Annotated in this window: 2 protein-coding genes; both read left to right on the forward strand. The window is 41.8% G+C overall.

From position 1 onward, the window contains the following. Window positions 1-402, forward strand: a 402-nt coding sequence (locus FD01_RS15220) for a transposase (protein WP_156647338.1), incomplete at its 5' end; no start/stop codon positions are given. A gap of 49 nt (window positions 403-451) precedes the next feature. After that, window positions 452-796, forward strand: a complete 345-nt coding sequence (locus FD01_RS17035; protein ID WP_477218261.1) for a DUF6568 family protein — start codon at window positions 452-454, stop codon at window positions 794-796. The last annotated feature ends 132 nt before the right edge of the window (window positions 797-928 follow it).

Genomic DNA, 928 nt, shown 5'->3' on the forward strand with positions numbered 1-928 from the left:
GGCCATTACCCAGATGAGGTACTGGCCGACACACTTTACCGTAACCGCGACAATCGAAAATTGTGTACGAATCTAGGCATCACCCTTTGCGGACCTAAACTGGGCGCAAAGCCAAAGCATGTCGATGCCAAGAAACGCCGACAGGATACGGATGCAGAGAACCGTCGTGGTGCCATTGAACGCCGATTTGCCTTTCTCAAAGGGTCAGTAGGCCTGGACTTAGTTAATACCCGAACAGCTGAGTCATTGGCCGTCAAGATCGATCAGGCAATGGTATTAAGCAATGCCCTGACGTTCTTGCGGGTGTTTGCTATACCAATTTTGATTTCAACTACGAACGAAGGGCAAACCTATCGTTTCCGGTACAAATTTACTACTAGCATTGAGAATATGGTGGCCTAGTTGAACAGCCACTAATAAACCCGATCATCCATCACTACCTTTTAAACAAATTTCTCTTCAACAATTAACACAAAAAATTAACAATAAATCAAGCATGGTTGTTTATATTAAGCGTAGTTCCTGCACGGACTGTATGTTTTTTGAAAAGCAGTTGGCTAACCGCTTTGGAACCTTACAGAATATTCAGTCAACCTATTACGTAGATCTTCAGAATTACCGGGATACTCATAACGATCGTGAATGGAATACCTTAAAAAATAGAATAGGTTTTACACAGACTCCAGCATTTATTGCAATCAAAGATGGCAAGAGCACCTCCTTAATAGAATGGACATCTAAAGGGTTGCCATATAAGAATTTGCTGAGTTGGTATAACAATTTGTCCATTCAGTAAATCGCAAATCTTTTTCTTTTCATTAATCAACATTTTGTCCGTGGATGATGACGCCAGCCATCCGAATTTACCACCTTGGGCGTGCGGACAAATTCCTGGACTTCGGGTATGATGTCATTATGTATTCAAATG

Source organism: Lacticaseibacillus manihotivorans DSM 13343 = JCM 12514 (assembly GCF_001435035.1).
Classification (GTDB): domain Bacteria; phylum Bacillota; class Bacilli; order Lactobacillales; family Lactobacillaceae; genus Lacticaseibacillus; species Lacticaseibacillus manihotivorans.